The 23,618-nt window shown below is 63.3% G+C and carries 22 protein-coding genes and 1 pseudogene; 14 read left to right on the plus strand and 9 right to left on the minus strand.

Annotated elements, in window-relative coordinates; genetic code table 11:
* Positions 1 to 73 precede the first annotated feature (73 nt).
* Both LJX93_RS26490 and argB read left to right on the plus strand, forming a co-directional pair.
* A pseudogene (locus tag LJX93_RS26490) lies at positions 74 to 1,447 on the plus strand (phosphomannomutase/phosphoglucomutase); the annotation flags it as partial.
* Between the two features lie 30 nt (positions 1,448 to 1,477).
* Positions 1,478 to 2,383, plus strand: a complete 906-nt coding sequence (gene argB, locus LJX93_RS26495) for an acetylglutamate kinase (protein ID WP_027592158.1) — start codon at positions 1,478 to 1,480, stop codon at positions 2,381 to 2,383.
* A 76-nt stretch (positions 2,384 to 2,459) separates the two neighbouring features.
* Here argB and LJX93_RS26500 read toward each other — a convergent pair whose 3' ends face one another.
* The 4 genes from LJX93_RS26500 to pyrE form a co-directional block, all read right to left on the minus strand.
* Positions 2,460 to 4,892 (minus strand): TonB-dependent siderophore receptor, encoded by a 2,433-nt coding sequence (locus LJX93_RS26500; RefSeq protein WP_227696597.1) that lies wholly within the window; start codon positions 4,890 to 4,892, stop codon positions 2,460 to 2,462.
* A gap of 79 nt (positions 4,893 to 4,971) precedes the next feature.
* Positions 4,972 to 5,940 (minus strand): FecR domain-containing protein, encoded by a 969-nt coding sequence (locus LJX93_RS26505; protein WP_156309976.1) that lies wholly within the window; start codon positions 5,938 to 5,940, stop codon positions 4,972 to 4,974.
* Complete coding sequence (locus LJX93_RS26510; RefSeq protein WP_052040640.1) at positions 5,933 to 6,472, minus strand: sigma-70 family RNA polymerase sigma factor; 540 nt, start codon at positions 6,470 to 6,472, stop codon at positions 5,933 to 5,935. The genes LJX93_RS26505 and LJX93_RS26510 overlap by 8 nt, the downstream gene beginning before the upstream one ends.
* Before the next feature lie 130 nt (positions 6,473 to 6,602).
* Positions 6,603 to 7,244, minus strand: coding sequence for an orotate phosphoribosyltransferase (gene pyrE / locus LJX93_RS26515; protein WP_016394033.1), 642 nt, complete (start codon positions 7,242 to 7,244; stop codon positions 6,603 to 6,605).
* Between the two features lie 80 nt (positions 7,245 to 7,324).
* On the opposite strand from pyrE, the gene LJX93_RS26520 reads away from it, so the two are divergent.
* Positions 7,325 to 8,104, plus strand: coding sequence for an exodeoxyribonuclease III (locus tag LJX93_RS26520; RefSeq protein ID WP_033702309.1), 780 nt, complete (start codon positions 7,325 to 7,327; stop codon positions 8,102 to 8,104).
* Positions 8,105 to 8,165: 61 nt separating this feature from the next.
* Here the strand turns inward: LJX93_RS26520 and rph are convergent, their stop codons facing one another.
* Positions 8,166 to 8,888: a ribonuclease PH gene (rph, locus tag LJX93_RS26525; protein ID WP_033702311.1), complete on the minus strand. Its 723-nt coding sequence runs from the start codon at positions 8,886 to 8,888 to the stop codon at positions 8,166 to 8,168.
* A gap of 226 nt (positions 8,889 to 9,114) precedes the next feature.
* On the opposite strand from rph, the gene LJX93_RS26530 reads away from it, so the two are divergent.
* Together LJX93_RS26530 and gmk are read left to right on the plus strand one after the other, a co-directional pair.
* The gene (locus tag LJX93_RS26530; RefSeq protein WP_033702312.1) at positions 9,115 to 9,978 is read left to right on the plus strand and encodes a YicC/YloC family endoribonuclease; all 864 of its coding nucleotides are present in this window, start codon (positions 9,115 to 9,117) and stop codon (positions 9,976 to 9,978) included.
* Between the two features lie 13 nt (positions 9,979 to 9,991).
* On the plus strand, positions 9,992 to 10,612 hold the full coding sequence (gene gmk / locus LJX93_RS26535; protein WP_047582551.1) for a guanylate kinase: 621 nt from the start codon (positions 9,992 to 9,994) through the stop codon (positions 10,610 to 10,612).
* A gap of 33 nt (positions 10,613 to 10,645) precedes the next feature.
* Here gmk and LJX93_RS26540 read toward each other — a convergent pair whose 3' ends face one another.
* The 3 genes from LJX93_RS26540 to LJX93_RS26550 all read right to left on the minus strand — a co-directional run bounded on the left by LJX93_RS26540 (position 10,646) and on the right by LJX93_RS26550 (position 14,421).
* Positions 10,646 to 12,187, minus strand: coding sequence for an APC family permease (locus tag LJX93_RS26540; RefSeq protein WP_033702314.1), 1,542 nt, complete (start codon positions 12,185 to 12,187; stop codon positions 10,646 to 10,648).
* Between the two features lie 112 nt (positions 12,188 to 12,299).
* Positions 12,300 to 13,073, minus strand: coding sequence for a gamma-glutamyl-gamma-aminobutyrate hydrolase family protein (locus tag LJX93_RS26545; RefSeq protein WP_033702315.1), 774 nt, complete (start codon positions 13,071 to 13,073; stop codon positions 12,300 to 12,302).
* Positions 13,074 to 13,077: 4 nt separating this feature from the next.
* Positions 13,078 to 14,421 (minus strand): glutamine synthetase family protein, encoded by a 1,344-nt coding sequence (locus tag LJX93_RS26550; RefSeq protein WP_371856399.1) that lies wholly within the window; start codon positions 14,419 to 14,421, stop codon positions 13,078 to 13,080.
* Between the two features lie 244 nt (positions 14,422 to 14,665).
* Here LJX93_RS26550 and LJX93_RS26555 point away from each other — a divergent pair, with 244 nt between their 5' ends.
* The 5 genes from LJX93_RS26555 (at position 14,666) to LJX93_RS26575 (ending at position 19,334) form a co-directional block, all read left to right on the plus strand.
* A complete protein-coding gene (locus tag LJX93_RS26555; RefSeq protein ID WP_033702318.1) occupies positions 14,666 to 15,538 on the plus strand; it encodes a LysR family transcriptional regulator in 873 nt (290 codons plus the stop codon).
* A 179-nt stretch (positions 15,539 to 15,717) separates the two neighbouring features.
* The gene (gene rpoZ / locus LJX93_RS26560) at positions 15,718 to 15,981 is read left to right on the plus strand and encodes a DNA-directed RNA polymerase subunit omega (RefSeq protein ID WP_012312123.1); all 264 of its coding nucleotides are present in this window, start codon (positions 15,718 to 15,720) and stop codon (positions 15,979 to 15,981) included.
* Positions 15,982 to 16,040: 59 nt separating this feature from the next.
* Positions 16,041 to 18,149, plus strand: coding sequence for a bifunctional GTP diphosphokinase/guanosine-3',5'-bis pyrophosphate 3'-pyrophosphohydrolase (spoT, locus tag LJX93_RS26565; protein ID WP_033702320.1), 2,109 nt, complete (start codon positions 16,041 to 16,043; stop codon positions 18,147 to 18,149).
* 23 nt (positions 18,150 to 18,172) lie between these two features.
* Positions 18,173 to 18,553, plus strand: coding sequence for a RidA family protein (locus tag LJX93_RS26570; RefSeq protein ID WP_033702322.1), 381 nt, complete (start codon positions 18,173 to 18,175; stop codon positions 18,551 to 18,553).
* Between the two features lie 55 nt (positions 18,554 to 18,608).
* Positions 18,609 to 19,334, plus strand: a complete 726-nt coding sequence (locus LJX93_RS26575; RefSeq protein WP_033702323.1) for a hypothetical protein — start codon at positions 18,609 to 18,611, stop codon at positions 19,332 to 19,334.
* Between the two features lie 63 nt (positions 19,335 to 19,397).
* On the opposite strand, the gene LJX93_RS26580 is transcribed toward LJX93_RS26575, so the two are convergent.
* A complete protein-coding gene (locus LJX93_RS26580) occupies positions 19,398 to 20,255 on the minus strand; it encodes an SDR family oxidoreductase (RefSeq protein WP_033702325.1) in 858 nt (285 codons plus the stop codon).
* Between the two features lie 192 nt (positions 20,256 to 20,447).
* Here LJX93_RS26580 and exbB point away from each other — a divergent pair, with 192 nt between their 5' ends.
* The 4 genes from exbB to LJX93_RS26600 all read left to right on the plus strand — a co-directional run bounded on the left by exbB (position 20,448) and on the right by LJX93_RS26600 (position 23,618).
* A complete protein-coding gene (gene exbB, locus LJX93_RS26585) occupies positions 20,448 to 21,437 on the plus strand; it encodes a tonB-system energizer ExbB (protein WP_227696598.1) in 990 nt (329 codons plus the stop codon).
* Positions 21,438 to 21,440: 3 nt separating this feature from the next.
* Entirely contained in the window at positions 21,441 to 21,869 is a 429-nt protein-coding gene (exbD, locus tag LJX93_RS26590) for a TonB system transport protein ExbD (protein ID WP_033702331.1), read from the plus strand.
* Positions 21,866 to 22,597, plus strand: coding sequence for an energy transducer TonB (locus LJX93_RS26595; RefSeq protein WP_033702333.1), 732 nt, complete (start codon positions 21,866 to 21,868; stop codon positions 22,595 to 22,597). The genes exbD and LJX93_RS26595 overlap by 4 nt, the downstream gene beginning before the upstream one ends.
* A 94-nt stretch (positions 22,598 to 22,691) precedes the next feature.
* Positions 22,692 to 23,618: a hydrogen peroxide-inducible genes activator gene (locus LJX93_RS26600; RefSeq protein WP_033702334.1), complete on the plus strand. Its 927-nt coding sequence runs from the start codon at positions 22,692 to 22,694 to the stop codon at positions 23,616 to 23,618.

The raw sequence follows: 23,618 nt of genomic DNA on the forward strand, positions 1-23,618 counted from the left end.
TTCAGTTTGCGCCTGCCCAGACAGCCTTTGACTAATGGAGCTTCCAGAGATGAACGAAATGGCCCAGCTGGTCCCCGCACTGCCGGACAGCATTTTCCGCGCTTATGACATTCGCGGCGTGGTCGGCAAAACCCTCCACGCCGAAACCGCCTACTGGATCGGCCGCGCCATCGGCGCCCAGACCCTCGCCCAGGGCGAGCCACAGATCGCTGTCGGCCGCGATGGCCGCCTGTCTGGCCCAATGCTGGTCGAGCAGTTGATCAAAGGCCTGGCCGACGCCGGTTGCCAGGTCAGCGACGTCGGCCTGGTGCCGACCCCGGCGCTGTATTACGCCGCCAACGTGCTGGCCGGCAAATCGGGTGTGATGCTGACTGGCAGCCACAACCCATCGGACTACAACGGCTTCAAGATCGTCATCGCCGGTGACACCCTGGCCAACGAACAGATCCAAGCCCTGCTGACCCGCCTGAAAACCAACGACCTGACCCGTGCCGAAGGCAGCGTGCAGAAGGTCGAGATTCTCGAGCGCTACTACCAGCAGATCATCGCCGACGTGAAGCTTTCGAAAAAGCTCAAGGTGGTGGTGGACTGCGGCAACGGCGCGGCCGGCGTTATCGCCCCGCAACTGATCGAAGCACTCGGCTGCGAAGTCGTCCCGCTGTTCTGCGAGGTCGACGGCAACTTCCCCAACCACCACCCAGACCCTGGCAAACCAGAAAACCTCGAAGACCTGATCGCCAAGGTCAAGCAGACCGGTGCCGACATCGGCCTGGCCTTCGACGGCGACGGCGACCGCGTGGGCGTGGTGAGCAACACCGGCACCATCGTCTACCCCGACCGCCTGCTGATGCTGTTTGCCCAGGACGTGCTGTCGCGCAACCCGGGCGCCGAGATCATCTTCGACGTCAAATGCACCCGTCGCCTGACCCCGCTGATCGAACAGCATGGCGGCCGCGCGCTGATGTGGAAGACCGGCCATTCGCTGATCAAGAAGAAGATGAAAGAGACTGGCTCGTTGCTGGCTGGCGAGATGAGCGGGCACATTTTCATCAAGGAGCGCTGGTACGGTTTCGACGACGGCATCTACAGTGCCGCGCGCCTGCTGGAGATCCTCAGCAAGGCCGATCAGGACGCCGAAAGCCTGTTCGCGGCGTTCCCGAACGATATTTCCACGCCGGAAATCAATATTGATGTGACCGACGAGGGTAAATTCAGCATCATTGATGCACTGCAACGCGACGCCGACTGGGGCGCGGCCAACCTGACCACCATCGACGGTGTGCGGGTCGACTACGACCACGGCTGGGGCCTGGTACGCGCCTCCAACACCACACCGGTGCTGGTGCTGCGTTTCGAGGCCGACAGCGACGCCGAATTGCAACGTATCAAGGATGTTTTCCGCGCCCAGTTGCTGCGGGTTGCCCCTGAGCTGCAACTGCCGTTCTGACCGACTATCTGTTCCTTACAGGAGCCCTGCATGACCCTCGATCGCGATGCCGCTTCCCATGTAGCCGAAGTTTTGTCCGAAGCACTGCCTTACATCCGCCGCTTTGTCGGCAAGACCCTGGTGATCAAGTACGGCGGCAACGCGATGGAGAGCGAGGAGCTCAAGACCGGCTTCGCCCGTGACATCGTGCTGATGAAGGCTGTGGGCATCAACCCGGTGGTGGTCCACGGTGGTGGCCCGCAGATCGGCGACCTGCTCAAGCGCCTGTCGATCGAAAGCCACTTCATCGACGGCATGCGCGTCACCGACTCGGCGACCATGGACGTGGTGGAGATGGTGCTGGGTGGCCAGGTCAACAAGGATATCGTCAACCTGATCAACCGCCACGGCGGCAGCGCCATCGGCCTGACCGGCAAGGACGCGGAACTGATCCGCGCCAAGAAGCTGACCGTAAGCCGCCAGACGCCAGAGATGACCACCCCGGAAATCATCGACATCGGCCATGTCGGCGAAGTCGTGAGCGTGAACACCGACCTGCTGAACATGCTCGTCAAGGGCGACTTCATCCCGGTGATCGCGCCGATCGGCGTCGGTGCCAATGGTGAGTCGTACAACATCAACGCCGACCTGGTGGCAGGCAAGGTGGCCGAGGCGCTGAAAGCCGAGAAGCTGATGCTGCTGACCAACATCGCCGGCCTGATGGACAAGCAGGGCCAGGTCCTGACCGGCCTGACCACCGAGCAGGTCAACGAACTGATCGCCGACGGCACCATCTACGGCGGCATGCTGCCGAAGATCAAGTGCGCACTGGATGCGGTGCAAGGTGGCGTGAACAGCTCGCACATCATCGACGGCCGCGTGCCCAATGCGGTGCTGCTGGAGATCTTCACCGACAGCGGTGTGGGCACGTTGATCACCAATCGCAAGCCACGCTGATTCATCAAGCGGCCAGTTCAGGCAGGCACCAAAAAGGCGACCCGCAAAGGTCGCCTTTTTTTGTGCGCTCAGGTGCCTAGAAGCTGTAGCGGGCAGTCAGTTTCACATTGCGCGGGTCGCCGTAGATGTCGTACGGGCTGTAGGCGCCATTGGCCACACTGCTGTAGTAGGTACGGTCGAACAGATTGTTGAGGTTGACCTGTAGGTCCAGTTGCTCGCTGGCCTGGTAGCCTGCCACCAGGCCGACCACCGTGTACGAGCCCTGCTGGTTTTGCCAGGCAGTGGCGCCGGCACCACCCGAGGTGCGGATGCGGCTCTGCTGGTAGATGTCACCGCCCACACGCCAGCGCTGCAACTCACCCGGCAGGGTGTAGATCGTCGACAGCTTGAACAGCTGGCGTGGTTTGGTGCGGTCGAAGTCCTCACCCTCCCGGGCTTTGTTGGCGTCGCTGACGTATTTCGTCTGGGTGTAGGTGTAGCCGGCGGCCAGTTGCCAGTTGTCGGCCAGGGCGCCCTGGATTTCAAGGTCGATGCCCTTGCTGCGGACCAGCCCGGCAGCCTCGTAGCAGGCGCTGGCGGGGCCCGCCCCGCAACCTTTGGCGTCAGGCAGCTCCTGGGCACGGTTTTTCTGGTCGATCTGAAACACCGCTATGCTGGCGTTCAGCGCACCACCAAAGTACTCGCCCTTGATACCCACTTCGTAGTTCTCACCCATTACCGGGTCAAGCACTTTGCTGTCCAGGCCTTTGCTGGTCTGCGGCTTGAAGATATCGGTGTAGCTTGCGTAGACCGAGTGGTGGGTGTCCACGTCGTAGACCAGGCCGGCATAGCGGGTCAGGTTGCGCGTGATCTTGTAGTTGTTCTCACTGCTTTTGCTGTCGTCGAACGCGTACCAGTCGACGCGGCCGCCGAGAATCAACGACAGCGGCTCGCTCAAGCGCAACCGGGTGCTGGCATAGACGCTGTCCTGGGTGGTGGTTTCGGGAAGGCCGTTAGGGCCAATGACGTAATCGGGCTTGGCATGCCCACGAGGGTTCCACTCGAAGGGATTGATGCCAGCGTCGATGTAGGCGCTCCAGGCCTTGCCAGAGCGGTAATCCAGCTGGCGCTTGCTGACGCCCAGGGTCACGTCATGCTGTTGACCGAGCAACTGGAAGGGGCCGCTGAGCGCCAGGTCATAGCCGGTTTCCTTCTGTTCCATGGCCTCTGTCCACAGGTAATGGCGATCGTATTCCCAGACCGAAGAGGCCAGCACATCGGTGTCGGTCTTCGACTGCATGGCTGCCAGGCGCAGCGACCAGTCGTTGGCGAAGCCGTGCTCCAGGGTGGCGAAATAGCCGGTGGTGCGATCGTCCGAATACTCCCAGTCATGGCCGAGGAAGGTGTCGCGCGGCAGCCCCAGATGGCCACCGCCACGGGCCATGGGCAACCCGCCCCAGATATAGTTGGTGTGGTTCTTCTGCCGGTAGGCACCGAGCGTCAGGGTGGTGCTTTCGCTCAGGTCGGCGTCGACCACGCCGTAGAACAGCTCATGGTCACTCTCCACCGCGTCACGGAAGCTCTTGGCGTCCTGCCGCGAGACCACGGTACGTGCGCGCAGGGTGCCGCTTTCATTGAGCGGACCGCCGACGTCCAGCGTGCCGGTGTAATCGTCCCAGCTACCGGCACTGCCGGTGAGCGTGGCCTGAAATTGGTGAGTCGGGCGCTTGCGCACCAGGTTGATGGCGCCACCGGGGTTGCCGGCGCCCTGGGCCAGCCCGGTGGCACCGCGCACGATCTCCACCCGGTCATACATGGCCAGGTTGGCTTCCCCGCTGGGCAGGTAGGTCAGGAAGCTGGTAGGAAAACCGTCGTACATGATGCTGTCGACGTTGAAACCGCGGGCGCTGAACGAGGGCCGCCCTGCACCGCCGGAGTTACTGAGAAAAATGCCCGGCGCACTTTTGACCACATCGCTGATGCTGTTCATGGCCTTGTCGTCCATACGCTTGCGCGTGACCACACTGACCGACTGCGGCGTTTCGCGCAGGCTCAAGGGCAGTTTGGTGGCCGTCTGCATGGCCCCGGTGGTATAGGAGCCGCTGTGCTCGGTAGTCGCCGCCAGGCCTTGGCCGGTAATGTTGGTCGCGCTCAGCTCCAGGCCTGTGCCAGCCGTTGCCTGCGGCGTCAGCAGGTAAAGGCCATTACCTTGCGGCGAGGCTTGCAGACCGGTGCCTTGCAGCAATTGCTGCAGGCCGCCCTGCACGCTGGTGGCGCCATTCAGGCCAGGGCTGCGCAACCCCTCCACCAGGCCCGGCTCGATGGGCAGGGTGATGCCTGCCTGGCTGGCGAAGTCAGAGAGGGCACTGCTGAGGTTACCGGCCGGCACCTGATAGGCACGGTTCTGCCGCGCGCCTTGCTCGGCGGCCTGCAGCGATGCCGCAGCCAGGCCGCCGCCCGCGATGATCAGACCCAGTGCGGCAGCGTGTACTGCCCGCGCCAGTGGTTGAATGCCCTGCGTCGTCGCCATGTGTTCGCCCCTGCCCTGTAAAAGTGATGTGTTTATGGGAGGGACACGCAGCTTGAGAAAAACACGACACGCATTCTGTTCACGCGTTCGCACGCGCGGTGAGGGTGACCCAGTAGGGCGTGCGGTAGAGCACGTTCACCGGTAGGGTCTGGCTCAGGGCGCGAAGAACCTGATCGGTGTCGCGCAACTGGAAGGCGCCGGAAATCAGCAGCCCGGCCACTGCCGGATCGCAGCGCAGCAGGCCAGGTCGATAGCGGCCGAGCTCGTTGATGAAGTCATCGAGGCGCATCTTTTCTGCGCGCAGCACCTGGCTCAACCAATCGAGACGATCTTTCGCCAGCACCATGGGCGGCTGCGCAGCCCGGCTGTTGACGTGCGTCTGTAAGCCGGCCGCCAGGAGCATCAGGCCCTCATCGCCCGGTGACCGCCGCGGGCGCACCCGGGCAGCGCCCTCCAGGGCGGCAAGGTAAGTGCTGTGGGGGTACTGACGCAGCACAAAGCGGCTGCCGAGCAGGGCAATTTCCGCTTCGTCGGTGTCGACGATGAACGGCCGCCCGGCATGCTCATGGGGTACTTCGACGAGCATCTCGCCGGCGATGAGGCGCACGCGTCGAACATGCTCGTCATAGGCGATATCCACGGCGCTGCCGGTGTTCAGGCGAATCTGCCCGCCATCGGGCAACTGCAGGGAGCGTTGCTCCCCCGTGGCCGTGCGCTCGTCCGCCTGCCACTCGCGCCACGGCAGCCCGCGGTATGTCGCGAGGCCTACGGGGGCGGCGGCGATCAGCAACGCCAGGGTCTTGAGCACCTGCCGCCGCTCCAGGCTGCGTGGGCGCTCCAGCGCCACCCGCCCGGCACTGCCGGCAAGCTGCTGGGCTCGACCGCCAAACCTTTCGGCCAGTTGCCAGGCCCGTTCGTGATCCACGTGCCGCGCCCGCCACTCGGCGCCGGCGGCATGCTCGGCGGCGCCGGCGCTGCTGTTCTGCAAGCGTACAAACCATTGGGCCGCTTCACGGGCGATGCGGCGGTCGATGGGCGTATCACTCATGCTGCGCGCCCTGGCTGGCGAGCACGATGCACTCTTCAAAGGCCCGCGCAAGGTGGCGCTGCACCGAGCGCACGCTGAGATTGAGGCGGTTGGCGATCTCTTCCTGGGTATAACCCTCCAGCTGCGCCATCAGGAACGCCTGGCGGGCTTTGGCGGGCAACAGGGCAAGGACCTGGTCGATTTCGTCGAGGGCTTCGAGCACCAGCGCTTGTTGTTCCAGCGACGGAGCGAGGTCTTCTGGCGTTTGCGCCAGCGCGGCCAGGTAGGCCTGCTCCAGCGAGCGGCGACGGTAGAAGTTGAGGGCCAGGCGATTGGCGATGGTGGCCAGATAGGCGCGCGGTGTCGTGCAGTTCAGCGGCTCGCCCGGCGCTCTGCAGAGCAGCCGCACGAACGTGTCCTGGGCCAGATCCGCCGCATCGGCGGCGCTGCCCAAGCGCTTGCGCAGCCAGCCCTGCAGCCAGCCGTGGTGGTGACTGTAGAGCTGGTCGATGGCCTGATGCCGAGGGTGGTTTGCCGAAGAAGTGTGCTGCACGGGAGGCTACAGATGTGAATGAGAATTCGTCTCATCATATCAGCATAAACTTGGCCCCGTACACGTGCAGGGTCAGCCTTCGGTATAGCAACGTCAGGCGGCCTTACTGCCGCCTGAACACGGCGCTTTTTCAGATGCCGTACTGCGCCCGATAGGCCTCGACTGCCGGCAGGTGCTGCTTGAGCTGCGGGTCGTCCGCCAGGAACTCCAGCACCTGGGTCAGCGAAACGATGCTGACCACCGGGATACCGAAGTCACGCTCCACTTCCTGGATTGCCGAAAGCTCGCCATTGCCGCGTTCTTCGCGGTTCAGGGCGATCAGTACGCCAGCGGCCTTGGCCTGCTGGGCATTGATGATCTGCATGACCTCGCGGATGGCGGTGCCGGCGGTGATCACGTCGTCGATGATCAGTACCTCACCGGCCAAGGGTGCGCCTACCAGGCTGCCGCCTTCGCCGTGATCCTTGGCTTCTTTACGGTTGAAGCACCACGGCACATCGAGCTGATGCTGGTCGGCAAGGGCCACGGCGGTAGTCGCCGCCAGGGGGATACCCTTGTAAGCCGGGCCGAACAGCACATCGAAGGGGATCTTGCTGTCGACGATGGCTGCGGCGTAGCAACGCCCCAACTGCGCCAATGCAGAACCTGTGTTGAACAGGCCGGCATTGAAGAAGTACGGGCTGGTACGCCCCGATTTCAGGGTGAATTCACCGAAGCGCAGAACGCCGCGGTCGATGGCAAAACGAATGAAGTCGCGCTGATACGGCTGCATGGAAAGTCCCGGACACCACGGATTTAGCTAAATGAGTTGAGCTCGGGTATCATACACGCACGAGATTTTTGGGGCCATTTATGCGGATCATCAGTGTGAACGTAAATGGCATTCAGGCTGCGGCCGAGCGTGGATTGCTCAGCTGGCTACAAGCCCAGAATGCCGACGTCATCTGCCTTCAGGATACCCGCGCCTCGGCCTTTGAACTCGACGACCCAGCTTTCCAGCTCGATGGCTATTTCCTTTATGCCTGCGACGCGGAGGTGCCCGCCCAAGGTGGCGTGGCCCTTTACTCGCGCATGCAGCCCAAGGCAGTCATCACCGGCCTGGGCTTCGAGACAGCCGACCGTTACGGGCGTTACCTGCAAGCAGATTTCGACAAAGTCAGTATTGCCAGCCTGCTGCTGCCTTCGGGCATGAACGGCGACGAAGACTTGAACCAGAAGTTCAAGTTGATGGACGACTTCGCCAAGTACCTGGATAAACAGCGGCGCAAGCGGCGCGAGTACATCTATTGCGGCTCGTTCTACGTGGCGCAGCAGAAGCTCGACATCAAGAACTGGCGCGACAGCCAGCAAACGCCTGGCTTCCTGGCGCCGGAGCGTGCCTGGATGGACGCGATCACCGGCGAGATGGGCTACGTGGATGCCCTGCGTGAAGTCAGCCGTGAAGGCGACCAGTACAGCTGGTGGCCGGACAACGAACAGGCCGAGATGCTCAACCTGGGCTACCGGTTCGACTACCAGATCCTCACCCCGGGCCTGCGCCGCTTCGTGCGTAACGCCCGCCTGCCGCGTCAGCCGCGCTTCTCGCAGCATGCGCCGCTGATCGTGGACTATGACTGGACGTTGACCATCTGAGTTGTATTCAGATACGAAAAAGCCGACATCAGTGTCGGCTTTTTCGTATCTACAGAAACAGTCAGTCGGCCAAGGCAGCCTGCTGCAGTTCGAAGATCTCGTTCATGCCCTTCTGCGCCACGGCGAGCATGGCATTCAAGTCTTCAGGCTGGAACGGCGCGCCTTCTGCGGTGCCCTGTACTTCGATGAAACCACCGGCGCTGGTCATGACCACGTTCAGGTCGGTCTCGGCGGCGGAGTCTTCCAGGTAATCCAGGTCGAGCACTGCAGCGCCCTGGTACATGCCCACGGAAACCGCAGCGATCATGTGCTTGAGCGGGTTGCCGGCCTTGAGGCCGCCACGCTTCTTGATCACCGCCAGGGCGTCGCACAGGGCGACCATGGCACCGGTGATCGACGCGGTGCGGGTGCCACCGTCGGCCTGGATCACGTCGCAGTCGATGTACAGGGTGATGTCACCCAGCTTGCTCATGTCCAGTGCGGCGCGCAGCGAGCGGCCGATCAGGCGCTGGATTTCCAGGGTGCGGCCACCCTGCTTGCCACGGCTGGCTTCGCGCTGGTTACGCTCGCCGGTGGAGCGCGGCAGCATGCCGTATTCGGCTGTCAGCCAGCCTTGGCCCTGGCCTTTGAGGAAGCGGGGAACACCATTCTCCACGCTGACCGTGCAGATGACCTTGGTGTCACCGAACTCGACCAGTACCGACCCTTCGGCGTGCTTGGTGTAGTTGCGGGTGATGCGGATCGAGCGGAGCTGATCGGCGGCGCGACCACTTGGACGTTTCATCTGGGATACCTGTACTGGGACTTGAATCTGCCGAGCATTATAGAGCTCACGGCCCCGGGAGGACATGCCTATTGTCGCTGCCCTGACGGCCTGTCGCCTTTTCCCATTGTTCATTTCCAGCTCTGTAACATGGCTGGATTGGGCGCCGAGCCCCCACTGCGCTACAATCCTGCGCCTTGCAGCCGAGAGGCTCCCCCCGTTCATTCATCTACGCGAGGTACTCCCCATGGTGCACAGCATGACCGCTTTTGCTCGTGTCGAGCGCGCCGGCAGCCAAGGCACCCTGGTCTGGGAACTGCGCTCGGTCAACCACCGCTACCTGGAACCGCACCTGCGCCTGGCCGAGGCCCTGCGCGACCTCGAAGGCGCAGTCCGTGAAGGCCTGCGCCAAGGGCTGTCGCGTGGCAAGGTGGAATGCACCTTGCGCCTCAACGAAGACAGCACCGGCAAGCCGCTCAAGGTCGACCGCGAGCGCGCGGCGCAACTGGTCGCCGCCGCCGAAGAGGTCGCAGGCCTGATCAAGCAACCGGCACCGCTGAACCCGCTGGAAGTGCTGTCGTGGCCGGGTGTACTGGTCGCTGACGCCAGCGACCCCCAGGCCCTGAACGCCGAAGCCATGGCGCTGTTCGACGAAGCGCTGGCCGAGCTCAAGGCCGGGCGCCTGCGTGAAGGCCAGGAGCTGGCCCGGCTGATCAACGAGCGCCTGGACAACATGGCCAGCGAGGTCACCACCCTGCGCGCCCTGGTGCCGCAGATGCTGGCCGCCCAGCGGCAGAAGATCCTCGACCGCTTCGGCGACATGCAGGCCGAACTCGACCCGCAGCGCCTGGAGCAAGAGATGGTGCTGCTGGCGCAGAAGAGCGACGTCGCCGAAGAGCTCGACCGCCTCAGCACCCACGTCACCGAAGTGCGTCGCGTGCTCAAGTCGGGCGGTGCAGCTGGCCGGCGCCTGGACTTCCTGATGCAGGAACTCAACCGCGAGGCCAATACCCTAGGCTCCAAGGCTTTCGACCCGCGCAGCACGCAAGCGGCGGTCAACCTCAAGGTATTGATCGAACAGATGCGTGAACAAGTACAGAACATCGAGTAAGGCCACCCCGACCATGAATCACAGCAGCGGCACCCTCTACATCGTTTCGGCACCCTCGGGTGCCGGCAAGACCAGCCTGGTCACTGCCCTGACCCAGGACGACCCGCAAATCCGCGTCTCGGTTTCGCACACCACCCGCGCCATGCGCCCGGGCGAGCAGCACGGGGTGAACTACCACTTCGTCGTGCACGAAACATTCAAGGCGCTGATCGAGCAAGGCGACTTCCTCGAGCATGCCGAGGTGTTCGGCAACTTCTACGGCACCTCGCGCAGCGCGCTGCAGCACACCCTCGACCAGGGTTACGACCTGATCCTGGAGATCGACTGGCAGGGTGCTCAGCAGGTGCGCAAACTGATGCCCGAGGCACTGTCGGTGTTCATCCTGCCGCCGAGCCAGGAAGCCCTGCGCCAGCGGCTGGATGGCCGTGGCCAGGACAGCGAGGCGATCATCGCCGGGCGCATGAAGGAAGCGGTCAGCGAGATGGAGCATTACGACGAGTACGATTACCTGATCATCAATGATGACTTCGGCGTCGCGCTGGCGGAGTTGAAGGCGGTGTTCGTTGCCAACCGGTTGCTGCTCAAGAAGCAGCAACAGCGCAACGGCGCATTGCTGAAGCAGTTGGTCGGCTGAAAACGAATGGGGCCGCTTAGCGGCCCCATTTGCTTAGTCCTGCAGTGGCAGCGTCGCCTGCTGACGCAAGGTGGCCCCCAGGAAGTACGCCGGCGCCCGCAGGCGCGACAGCATCATCAGCCCGATGCCGAGCACCGAAATGATCGCGGCAATCACGAACACCAGCCCCAACCCGCCCACATGCGAGCCGCTGCCGAAGTCTGGCGAGGCGCTGTCGATGGCGGTACGCGCGAAGATCACCGACAAGATCACCCCACCTACCAGCGGGCACAGGCCGCGCATGATGAAATGGCGCAGGCTGTCGAACAGGCTGCCGCGGAAATACCAGACGCAGGCAAACGCGGTCAGCGAATAGTAGAAGCAGATCATCATGCCCAGGGCAGTGATGGTATCCGCCAGCACGTTCTCGCTCAGGGTACGCATGGTCACGTAGAACAGGCCAGCGGCAAGGCCTGCGCAGATGGTGGCGTAGCGCGGCGTTTGCGAGCGCGGGCAGACACTGGCGAACTTCTGCGGTACCGCACCGTAGTAACCCATGGCCAACAGGGTGCGCGCCGGCGCCACGAAGGTCGACTGCAGCGACGCTGCGGTGCTGGCCAGCACGGCGATGGACATCAGGATCGCCAGCGGCCCCATGACCGGGCCGGCCAGGTGAGCAAAGACGTTCTCCTGGATGCGCGGGTTGTTCAGGCCCAGGCCCGTTTCGCTGATACCGGCAAACTGCAGTGTGGCGATGGCGGTGAACAGGTACAGGCCGAGGATCAACATCACCGTCCAGGTGGCGGCCTTGCCCGGCACCTCTTCGCTGCCTACCGACTCTTCGCTGACGGTCAGGCACGTGTCCCAGCCCCAGAAGATGAAGATCGACAACGACAGCCCTGCGGCAAACGCCGAGAACGACTCGACGCCGAACGGATTGAACCAGGCGAAATCGAACGCCAGCGGTGGCGGCGCGGTGGTGCCCCCGAAGGCAGCGAAGGCAAACCCGATCAGCACCAGTAACTGCAGGGCCACCAGGCCATACTGCACCGTCATGGTGGTGGCTATGCCGCGACAACAGATCCACACCGCCAGGGCAATGAACACGCAGCAAGTGGCGATATTGATCAGCAGGTTGTCTGCCAAGGCAGCCAGGCCATGGTTGCCCGTGATCTGACCGAGGAACAGATAGAAGAAATCGACCGCCACGCCCGCCAGGTTCGACAGCACGATGGTGGTGGCGACCACCAGCCCCCAGCCACCGATCCAGCCGATCATCGGGCCGAAGGCACGCGCCGACCAGGTGAACGAAGTGCCGCTGTCCGGCTCTGCCGAGTTCAACTCGCGATAGCCGAGGGCGACCAGCAGCATCGGCAGGAAGCCGACGATGAATACCGCTGGCAGGTGGGCACCCACCTCTCGCACGGTAGGGCCAAGCGCGCCGGTCAGGGTATAGACCGGGGCGATGGTGGAAATGCCCAGCACCACGCTGGCCAGCAAGCCCAGGCGACCTTTGGCCAAGCCCTTGCTGCGCTGGGTGTTGCCCGCGTCGGCCGCCACATCGGGTGGGCGGCCGGCTTCTGTGTAATCGCTCATGAGTATTTGCCGTAAATTTTGGAATTGTTTTCACAGGCCTTGCGCGCAAGGCCCGCTTTCACTCATTGAAAGCTTGCAGCGGGGGTGAGTCATCCGAGACTTTCGGCTGACGTCAGCATGCCTTGTGGCGCACACCCTCCCGTGCAGCATGGGCAATACAGGCCTCGCGAAACGCCTGGAAAAGGCGCAGGGAGACCGGGTTTTCGGCGAAACGCCATTCAGGGTGCCACTGCACACCAAGCACGAAGCCCGGCGCATCCGGCATCGACACCGCTTCGATCAGGCCATCCGGGGCCCGTGCCTCGACGCGCAGCCCGGGGGCCAGGCGATCGATGCCCTGGCTGTGCAACGAGTTGACCTCGAATTGCGCAGCCAGGCCCAGGCGCTCGAACAACCCGCCAGGCTCGATGCCGACAGGGTGACGAGGGCCGTATTGCACCTCCAGGGGTGCGTCCTCAGGTTCGCGGTGGTCGAGGTAGCCAGGCAGCGCTTGCACACGCTGGTGCAGGGTGCCGCCAAGGGCCACGTTCAATTCCTGGAAACCACGGCAGATGCAAAACACCGGCACACCGGCGGCAATCGCTGCCTGCAGCAGCGGCAAGGTCAGGCGATCGCGCGCGCGATCATGCCGGGTACCCTCCGCGCTGGGGGCGCCATTGTAATGATGCGGCTCGATATTTGAAGGCGAGCCGGTAAAAAGAATGCCGTCGAGCCGGGCCAGCAACCCAGGGGTATCACTGCCCCCGTCGCGAGCCGGCAGAATCACCGGCAGCCCGGCAAAGCCGGCCGCCTCGACATACTTGTCGCCCACCGTGTGCGACGAGTTCTTCCCCACCTGCTGGCGGCAGGCGCTGATACCGATCAAAGGGACCGCATTTGCGCTCATGGGCTTACACCGTGTGCAGGTACCAGTTGTACTCGAGGTCGGAGATCGACACTTCAAACTCTGCCAGCTCGCTTTCCTTGCAGGCGACGAAGATATCGATGTAGTCCGGGCTGATGTATTGGTTGAGCACTTCGCTGTCATCCAGCGCACGCAGGGCATCGCGCAGGTTGTTCGGCAGCGTCTGCTCCAGCTGCTCGTACGAATTGCCCTCGATCGGCTCGCCCGGCTCGACCTTGTTGGTCAGGCCGTGGTGAATGCCGGCGAGAATGGCCGCGAGCATCAGGTACGGGTTGGCGTCGGCACCGGCCACGCGGTGCTCGATGCGCACGTTTTCGCTGCTGTCGGTCGGCACACGAACCGCCACGGTGCGGTTGTCCAGGCCCCAGCTTGGCGCATTGGGGACGTAGAACTGCGCGCCGAAGCGGCGGTAGGAGTTGACGTTCGGGCAGAGGAAGGCCATCGACGCCGGCATCGTCTCCAGCACGCCACCGATGGCGTGGCGCAGCTCGTCGCTTTGCAGCGGGTCGGTGTTGGCGAAGATGTTCTTGCCGGTTTTCTTGTCCAGCAGCGAGATATGCACGTGCAGGCCGTTGCCCGCCTGCCCTGGGTAGGGCTTGGCCATGAAGGTGGTGTCCATTTCATGGTCGTAGGCAACGTTCTTGATCAGGCGCTTGAGCAGGATCGCGTAGTCGCAGGCCTTCAGCGGGTCGGCAACGTGGTGCAGGTTGACCTCGAACTGCGCCGGGGCGCTTTCCTTGACGATGGCGTCGGCAGGCAGGTCCTGCTCCTTGGCCGCTTCGAGCATGTCTTGCAGGCAGTCGGCATATTCGTCGAGGTCGTCGATCAGGTACACCTGGGTCGACTGCGGGCGCTTGCCGGAAATCGGCGAGCGCGGCGGCTGTGGGCGGCCGTTGAGGTTGTCCTGGTCGATCAGGTAGAACTCGAGTTCGAATGCGGCACAGATATCCAGGCCCAGGTCATCGAACTTGCTCACCACCTGGCGCAGCACTTCGCGCGGGTCGGCGAAGAACGGCTGGCCTTCGATTTCGTGCATGGTCATCAGCAACTGCGCGGTGGGGCGTTTCTGCCACGGCTCGTTGCACAGCGAGCCGGGGATGGGGTAACAGATGCGGTCGGCATCGCCGATATCCAGGCCCAGGCCCGTGCTTTCAACGGTCGAGCCGTTGATGTCGAGGGCAAACAGGGACGCCGGCAGGTTGATGCCTTTCTCGTACACCTTGTGCAGGCTGGCCCGCTCGATGCGCTTGCCACGTACCACGCCGTTCATGTCGGAGATCAGCAGATCGACGTACTGAGTGTCTGGATGGGCCTGGAGGAAGTCTTTCATCTCGCTGGAAGAACTGGCGCACGGAGTGACCGACGTCATGGTGTACATCCTTTGATTTGCTGCGGCGATGTGGGGATACGGCTGGCGCCTCACGGGCGACGATGGTTGCAGCTGTTGTTTTTTTCACTTTCCCATCGTGGGGATTGGTTGCCCGACCGGGCGCATTGATTCCCAGGGGCGGTTCCACTATAAAATGGCCTCAACGCAACAGACATTGGCATTTCGGCAAGCAGAGCGTGCACCAATGCAATATCAGATTACCCATGCCGACCTCTCCCTGGTCCTGGCCCTGGAACGTGGCCGCTCCCTGGCAAAGGCTGCCGAACTGCTCAAAGTCGATGTTTCGACGGTGTTCCGTTCGATCCGCCGGCTGGAGTCGGCACTGGGCACGGCACTGTTCGTCAAGAGCCGTAAAGGCTACCTGCCGACCGACACGGCGCAGGCCTTGGCGGAGCAGGCCGAGCGCGCCGAGCAGGCGCTGGAGGCCGCACGCATCGCCATGACCAGTGGCGAGCAGGTAGTCAGCGGTACCGTTCGTCTGACGTGCACCGAGGCAGTGATGCACAGCCTGCTGTTGCCGGCATTGGCCGAATTCATGCCCAACTACCCGGCCTTGTCGCTGGAAATGGGCACTTCCAATACCTTCGCCAACCTCAGCCGGCGCGATGCCGACATTGCCCTGCGCCTGACCAACACGCCACCGGAGCACCTGGTCGGCCGCTGCCTGGGTTCGACTTCCTATGTGATCTGCGGCCAGCCGCAGTGGCGCGAGCGCCTGAACGAGGCGGCCAACAGCGTGCCGTGGATCGCACCGGACGATTCGATGCAGGACCACCCCACCGTGGTCTGGCGCAACCAGCAATACCCCGGGCTGAGCCCGCGTTACCAGTGCAGCGGCATGTCGACCATCGCGCAGCTGGTCAGCACCGGGTTGGGCGTGGCGGCGTTACCCGATTACATGGTGCACGCCTTGCCAGGCGTCGATGCGCTGAGCGGGCCGCTGGCCGGTTGCGACACCCAGCTGTGGCTGCTGACCCGGCCCGATTGCCGGGCATTGCGCTCGGTGCAGACGCTGTTCGAAGAACTGACCCCACGGTTGCGCGGCGCGATGTTGTGAGATACAAGATCAGGGTGTCTGTTGCGGCCCTTTGGCGGGCAAAGCCGTTACCACAGGGAGCGCTATGATCCGCACCCGGCAAAACATCGCTTCCCTATTGGCTGGTGATTTTTTAAACTATTGAGTCCGCCTGCCCAAATTGGGCTGCACGCCTACCGCATTTGCTACTGAGGAAGACCATGGCCCGCGTAACTGTTGAAGACTGCCTGGAACACGTGGATAACCGTTTTGAGCTGGTCATGCTCTCGACCAAGCGCGCCCGTCAGCTGGCGACCGGCGGCAAAGAGCCACGCGTAGCGTGGGAAAACGACAAGCCGACCGTTGTTGCCCTGCGTGAAATCGCCGAAGGCATCGTCACCAACGAGTTCATCGCCGCTGAAGAGATCGTCACCGAGGATCCGGTCTTCGCCGCGTTCGAGGACGAGTCCAACGAGGCTGTCTGATTGATGCCAGGTCGACGTCGCGCGGCACAAGGCCCTCTTCCTCTGCAAGAGGTGAACCCATGCCGGGTATAGAAGCCTTAGCCGAACGGCTGTCGACCTACCTGGGCCCCGAACAGGTCAACCTGGTTCGTCGCGCCTATTTCTACGCCGAACAGGCCCACGATGGGCAGCGCCGCCGCAGCGGCGAGCCCTACGTGACCCACCCGCTGGCCGTGGCCAGCATCCTCGCCGACATGCACATGGACCATCAGAGCCTGATGGCGGCCATGCTGCACGATGTGATCGAAGACACCGGCATCGCCAAGGAAGCCCTCAGCCAGCAGTTTGGCGAGACGGTCGCCGAGCTGGTCGATGGGGTCAGCAAGCTGACCCAGATGAACTTCGAGACCAAGGCCGAGGCGCAGGCCGAGAACTTCCAGAAGATGGCCATGGCCATGGCCCGCGATATCCGCGTGATCCTGGTCAAGCTGGCCGACCGCCTGCACAACATGCGCACGCTGGAAGTGCTGTCTGGCGAAAAACGCCGACGCATCGCCAAGGAAACCCTCGAAATCTACGCGCCCATCGCCAACCGGCTGGGCATGCACACCGTGCGCGTCGAATTCGAAGACCTCGGCTTCAAGGCCATGCACCCGATGCGCTCGTCGCTGATCCACCGGGCGGTCAAGAGCGCCCGCGGCAACCGCAAAGAGATCGTCGCCAAGATCGAACAGTCGCTGGCCAACTGCCTGGCCGCCGACGGTATCGAGGGCGAGGTCAGCGGCCGGCAAAAACACCTTTATGGCATCTACAAGAAGATGCGCGGCAAGCGCCGCGCCTTCAACGAGATCATGGACGTGTACGCCTTCCGCATCATCGTCGACAAGGTCGACACCTGCTACCGCGTGCTCGGCGCCGTGCACAACCTGTACAAACCGCTGCCCGGTCGCTTCAAGGACTACATCGCGATCCCCAAGGCGAACGGCTATCAGTCGTTGCACACCACGCTGTTCGGCATGCATGGCGTGCCCATCGAAATCCAGATCCGCACCCGCGAGATGGAAGAGATGGCCAACAACGGCATCGCCGCGCACTGGCTGTACAAGTCCAACGACGACGAACAGCCCAAAGGCAGCCACGCCCGTGCCCGTCAGTGGGTCAAGGGTATCCTCGAGCTGCAGCAGCGTGCGGGCAACTCGCTGGAATTCATCGAGAGCGTGAAGATCGACCTGTTCCCGGACGAGGTCTACGTGTTCACGCCAAAAGGCCGCATCATGGAGCTGCCCAAAGGCTCCACGGCCGTCGACTTTGCCTACGCGGTACACACCGACGTTGGCAACAGTTGCATCGCATGCCGCATCAACCGCCGCCTGGCGCCACTGTCGGAGCCCCTGCAGAGCGGCTCGACGGTAGAAATCGTCAGCGCGCCGGGCGCCCGGCCGAACCCGGCCTGGCTCAACTTCGTGGTCACCGGCAAGGCGCGCACGCACATCCGCCACGCGCTCAAACAACAGCGCCGCTCCGAGTCCATCAGCCTCGGCGAGCGCTTGCTGAACAAGGTACTGACCGGTTTCGACAGCAGCCTCGAAAAAATCCCGCAGGAGCGCATTCAGGCGATTCTCGCCGAATACCGCCTGGAGCTGATCGAAGACCTGCTCGAAGACATCGGCCTGGGCAACCGCATGGCCTATGTAGTCGCCCGCCGCCTGCTGTCGGCCGAAGGCGAGCAACTGCCGGCGCCGGAAGGCCCGCTGGCGATTCGCGGCACCGAAGGCCTGGTACTCAGCTACGCCAAGTGCTGCACGCCGATCCCTGGTGACCCGATTGTCGGCCACCTGTCGGCGGGCAAAGGCATGGTCGTGCACCTGGAGAACTGCCGCAACATCAGTGAAATTCGCCACAACCCGGAGAAGTGCGTGCAGCTTTCCTGGGCCAAGGACATCGCGGGCGAATTCAACGTCGAGCTGCGCGTCGAGCTGGAGCACCAACGCGGCCTGATCGCCCTGCTGGCCAGCAGCGTCAATGCCGCCGACGGCAATATCGAGAAGATCAGCATGGACGAACGCGACGGCCGTATCAGCGTGGTCCAACTGGTGGTCAGCGTGCACGACCGCGTGCACCTGGCGCGTGTGATCAAGAAGCTGCGTACCTTGACCGGTGTGGTCCGCATCACCCGCATGCGTACGTAGTCCGCCAACCGCAAGGAGTCATCATGAGCAAGTCCGTCATTACCAGCGACAAAGCCCCCGCCGCTATCGGTACCTACTCGCAAGCGATCAAGGCCGGCAACACCGTCTACATGTCGGGCCAGATCCCGCTGGACCCAAAAACCATGGAACTGGTCGAAGGCTTCGAAGCCCAGACCGTCCAGGTCTTCGAGAACCTCAAGGCCGTGGCTGAAGCCGCTGGCGGTTCGTTCAAGGACATCGTCAAGCTGAACATCTTCCTCACCGACCTGAGCCACTTCGCCAAGGTCAACGAGGTGATGGGCCGCTACTTCGAACAGCCTTACCCAGCCCGCGCCGCGATTGGCGTTGCCGCGCTGCCGAAAGGCTCGCAGGTCGAGATGGACGCGATCCTGGTCATCGAGTGATGCCCCCGGTGACGGGCGCTCTGCCCGTCACGCTCTCTCCCCAAGGTTACCCACCATGCGTCAAGCACTGCCCCTCGCGCTGGCAGCCCTGCTTTTGAGCGGTTGCGCCAGTCATAAACCCGAAGACTTCAACGGCACCTGGATCAACCAGGATGCCATCAAAGCCGCCGTCAAGGGTGGCAGCCTGCGTCAGGCCCTGAATGAGCATGGCCCGGTGTTCGAGTGGAAACTCGATATTGCCGACCAGCAGGCCAGCTTCAGCAATGGTTTTGAGGCCGCCGATGGCCAGCTGAGCGCCACTGAAAAGCAGTGGCAGGCCAGCTTCCAGGGCGGGCAGACCGAGCAGCTTGAGCTGGATGGTGACGAGCTGAAAACCACTGACCAATCCGGTGCCAAGCAGACCTTCGTGCGCGCCAAGCAGCCGGGCAATGCGCCCCTGGGTGGCAGCTTCGAGAAGGCGCTTTATCAGGCTTACCTGGGCGGCGACTGGAAGATCGTCGAAGGCCAGGGCCAAGGTAGCGTGGTGCGTTTCGCCGATAACGGCGGCGTGACCGGCCTGCCCGGCCCGGACCGTTTCGCCCTGTGCCTGGCGGGCGATTGCGCGACCATGGGTGGCAGCAACGACAGCCTGTGGCTGGAGCGCAAGCAACGTGGTGCGCCGTTCATTCTCAAGCGTGATGGCGACAAGCTGGAGATTTTCCAGGCGGTGAACCGTGCACAGCCGGACGAGATGCCTGCATTGGCAGCCGGTTCTCGTCAGTGGGTGCTTGAGAAGAACTGAAGCCATTCGCGGCCCTGCCGGCCGCGGACCGGTCGGAAAGGGCCGCGAAGCGGCCCCAGGCCGTCAGCCTTTCCCTTGCAGAATGGCCGCATACCCTTCCTTGTAGCTCGGATATGCCGGCACCCAGCCCAATGCCCGCACGCGGGCATTGCTGCAGCGCTTGCTGCCGGTACGGCGCACACGCTGCTCATCCGACCACTCGGTAACCCCCATGTACCCGCGCAACCAGGCCACCACATCGGCCAGCGGCGCCGGGTCGTCATCGACACCTATATAGCAATCGTCCAGCGCCACGCCGTCGGCATCCGCCTGCAGCAGGAAGGCCAGCAGGCTGGCTGCATCCTCGGCATGGATGCGGTTGCCATACAGCGGCGGCTGCTCGGCCACACGATACCCCTGGCGTACCTGGCTCAACAGCCACTCACGGCCCGGCCCGTAGATACCGGTCAAACGCACCACGCTTGCCGGGATACCACTGGCCAGCGCCAGGCGCTCGGCTTCAAGCATTACGCGCCCGGAGTACCCTTCAGGCTCAGTGGCCGCCGTCTCATCGATCCACTCACCCTCTTGTTGCGCAAACACGCTGCTGCTGGACACGAACAACAGCCGTCGCGGGTGCTGCCCACGCGCTGCTAGCCATGCCAGCACATGGCGCAGGCCGTCGACATAGGCGGCCTGATACCCCGCCTCATCGTGCTGGCTGGCCGCCACGCAATACACCAGATAATCCGGCGCACGCTGCGGCCACGCTGCGGGGATGGCCGCATCGGACAGGTCGGCAGCCACCGGCACAACGCCCTCGGGCAGTTGCGCGATCGAGCGGCGCAAGCCGCTCACCTGCCAGCCACGGGCAAGCAATTGCCGGGCAAGCCGGCCACCTACATCACCACAACCTACGACCATTACGGACAGGTCCAACATCTCAAAACTCCCTAGACCAGTGGATCAAACCAGCCACGCTACACGATGGGCGGCTAGACGATAGGCGAAAAAAGCAACGAGATTACTTTTGTTAACAAGAATTACTTGCAATAATGGCGCCCCTATCTGTTCTCGGCCGCTCTCGAGGCCTTGGAGAACGTTCACTCTTTTTCTTCATCAGGTCCGGCTAGCATGACACGTACTCAACCCTCCGCTTCGCCAACCCCGTCGCGCGCCTGGCGTGCCATCGCCGCGCTGATGTTCAGCCTGGTGCTGGCCCCAGTGGCCATGGCCGATGAGCCAACCGCCAACGCCAGCACACCTGCTGCCGCTGCCGCCCCCGCTACTCCCGCCGCCGCCCCGGCCCCGGCCGCTGATGGCTCGGCGCCCGCTGCCGACGCGCCTGCCGCAGCCCCGGTCGATGCACCGGTCGCCGTAGACCCGGGCGTCGAAGCACTGGTCGAGGATACTACCCTGGGCATGGCCCACGACCTGTCGCCATGGGGCATGTACAAGAACGCCGACATCGTGGTGAAGATCGTCATGATCGGCCTGGCCATCGCCTCGATCATCACTTGGACCATCTGGATCGCCAAAGGCTTCGAGCTGATGGGCGCCAAGCGTCGTCTGCGCGGCGAAATCGCACAGCTGAAGAAGTCCGCCAGCCTCAAGGAGGCCAGCGAGGTCTCCAACAAGGAAGGCACCCTGGCCCACACCCTCGTCCACGATGCCCTCGAAGAAATGCGCCTGTCGGCCAACACGCGTGAAAAAGAAGGCATCAAGGAACGCGTTGCCTTTCGCCTGGAGCGCCTGGTCGCCGCCAGCGGCCGCAACATGAGCAGCGGCACCGGCGTACTGGCGACCATCGGTTCCACCGCACCCTTCGTCGGTCTGTTCGGCACCGTATGGGGCATCATGAACAGCTTCATCGGCATCGCCAAGACCCAGACCACCAACCTGGCAGTCGTTGCCCCCGGCATCGCCGAAGCCCTGCTGGCAACAGCCCTGGGCCTGGTTGCGGCAATCCCGGCCGTGGTCATCTACAACGTCTTCGCCCGCTCCATTGCCGGCTACAAGGCTCAGGTGTCCGACGCTTCTGCTCAGGTGCTGCTGCTGGTCAGCCGTGACCTGGACCACCAAGGCAGCGAGCGCGCCGCCCCGCACATGGTGAAAGTGGGGTAAGCCATGGGCCTGCATCTCAACGAAGGTGGCGACGACCTCGCCGAAAACCACGAAATCAACGTTACGCCGTTCATCGACGTCATGTTGGTACTGCTGATCATCTTCATGGTGGCGGCGCCCTTGGCAACGGTCGACATCAAGGTCGACCTGCCAGCCTCGACCGCCAAGCCGGCGCCGAGGCCCGAGAAACCCGTGTTCGTCAGCGTCAAGGCCGACCAGAAGCTGTATGTCGGCGACGATCAGGTACCTGCACCCGCGCAACTTGGCGCGATGCTCGACGCCAAGACCAAGGGCGACAAGGAAACGACCATCTTCTTCCAGGCCGACAAGGGCGTGGATTACGGTGACCTGATGGAAGTGATGAACAACATGCGCGCGGCCGGCTACCTCAAAGTCGGTCTGGTAGGTCTCGAGACGGCAGCCAAGAAATGACGAAGACGCGGCACAATCTGGCGCGTTACAGCGGCAGCCTGGCACTTGTGCTGGGTGTCCATGCCGTCGCTGTGCTGCTCACGCTCAACTGGTCGGTGCCTCAGGCCATCGAGCTGCCGCCGGCAGCGATGATGGTCGAGCTGGCACCGTTGCCGGAGCCTGCGCCACCACCTCCTCCCAAAGCCGCCCCACAGCCGCCGGCACCGGTCGAAGAACTGCCGTTGCCCAAGCTGGTGGAAGCGCCTAAACCCAAGATCGCCATCGCCAAGCCGCCCAAGCCGAAGGCCAAGCCACAGCCGCCCAAGCCTGAGAAAAAGCCTGAGCCGCCGAAGGAAGCACCTCCGACCGAGGAGGTGGTGGATGCACCGCCAAGCAATACGCCGCCCCAGAAGTCCGCAGCACCGGCACCGAGCATCGCGTCCAACAGCAACGCCCTGCCTACCTGGCAGAGTGACTTGCTGCGCCACCTGGCCAAGTACAAGCGCTATCCGGAAGACGCGCGTCGTCGCGGCCTGCAGGGCATCAACCGCCTGCGTTTCGTGGTCGATGCCGAAGGCAAGGTAGTGTCGTACGCCATGGCGGGTGGTTCGGGGAGTGCAGCACTGGACCGCGCAACGCTGGAGATGATCCGTCGCGCCGGCACGGTACCCAAGCCGCCACCGGAGTTGCTGAACAACGGCACGATCGAAGTCGTGGCGCCGTTCGTCTACTCGCTGGACCGCCGCTGAGACTTTTGTTTCTGTCACAAATCGGCAAGTCTGATAACGTGCGTCTATCGATTGCAGCCGCTATGCTGGGCTCGCAACTTCATGGACGCACGTTATGACCCTCACAGAATTACGCTACATCGTCACACTCGCCCAGGAACAGCATTTCGGCCACGCGGCCGAACGTTGCCACGTGAGCCAGCCGACCCTGTCGGTCGGTGTGAAGAAGCTCGAGGACGAGCTTGGCGTGCTGATCTTCGAGCGCAGCAAGAGCGCGGTTCGCCTGACCCCGGTCGGTGAAAGCATCGTTGCCCAGGCGCAGAAGGTACTGGAACAGGCCCAGGGCATCCGTGAGCTGGCCCAGGCCGGCAAGAACCAGCTGACCGCCCCGCTCAAGGTCGGTGCCATCTATACCGTCGGCCCTTATCTCTTCCCGCACCTGATCCCGCAATTGCACCGCGTGGCACCACAGATGCCGCTGTACATCGAAGAGAACTTCACCCACGTACTGCGCGAAAAGCTGCGCAACGGCGAACTGGACGCGGTGATCATCGCCCTGCCGTTCAACGAAGCCGACGTGCTGACCCTGCCGCTGTACGATGAGCCATTCTGCGCCTTGATGCCCGCCGATCACCCGTGGACGGCGAAAAAAACCATCGATACCGCCATGCTCAACGACAAGAGCCTGCTGCTGCTGGGCGAAGGCCACTGTTTCCGCGACCAGGTCCTGGAAGCCTGCCCGACCCTGAACAAGGGCGGTGAAGGCGCCCGGCACACCACGGTGGAGTCGAGCTCGCTGGAAACCATTCGCCACATGGTTGCCTCGGGCCTTGGCGTCTCGATCCTGCCGCTGTCGGCTGTGCACAGCCACCACTACGCGCCGGGCGTCATCGAAGTGCGCCCACTGACTGCACCGGCACCGTTCCGTACCGTAGCCATTGCCTGGCGTGCCAGCTTCCCGCGGCCCAAGGCAATCGAGATCCTCGCCGACTCGATCCGCCTCTGCTCGGTCGCCAAACCCTCTGCGGAACAGCCGGCCTGA

Source organism: Pseudomonas sp. HN2-3, assembly GCF_020691745.1.
Taxonomy (GTDB): Bacteria; Pseudomonadota; Gammaproteobacteria; order Pseudomonadales; family Pseudomonadaceae; genus Aquipseudomonas; species Aquipseudomonas capeferrum.